1 protein-coding gene is annotated in these 240 nt (G+C 53.3%); it reads right to left on the reverse strand.

From position 1 onward, the window contains the following. Nucleotides 1-34: 34 nt before the first annotated feature. A partial coding sequence (locus SB725_RS33585; protein ID WP_410923744.1) for a hypothetical protein occupies nucleotides 35-240 on the reverse strand: 206 nt, incomplete at its 5' end.

Raw genomic sequence — 240 nt, forward strand, 5'->3', positions numbered from 1 at the left:
GCCTCAAAAATAACCATCTGCCAATTCCGCTGCCTTATTGAGAGCCCGCGACAGGAGCGGCCAATACCCGCTGACGAAATGCGCCACACAGCGGATCAATGCAATCAAAGCGAACGCCGACCTTCATCTGCAAAAGTTTTCTGCTAGAATGCTCGGCTTTCTTTAACAACCTTAGGTGACCTATCCATGCAGCCAATGCTGAATATCGCGCTGCGCGCCGCCCGCAGCGCCAGTGAATTG

It is taken from the genome of Pseudomonas sp. SIMBA_041, assembly GCF_046535095.1.
Taxonomy (GTDB): Bacteria; Pseudomonadota; Gammaproteobacteria; order Pseudomonadales; family Pseudomonadaceae; genus Aquipseudomonas; species Aquipseudomonas mucoides.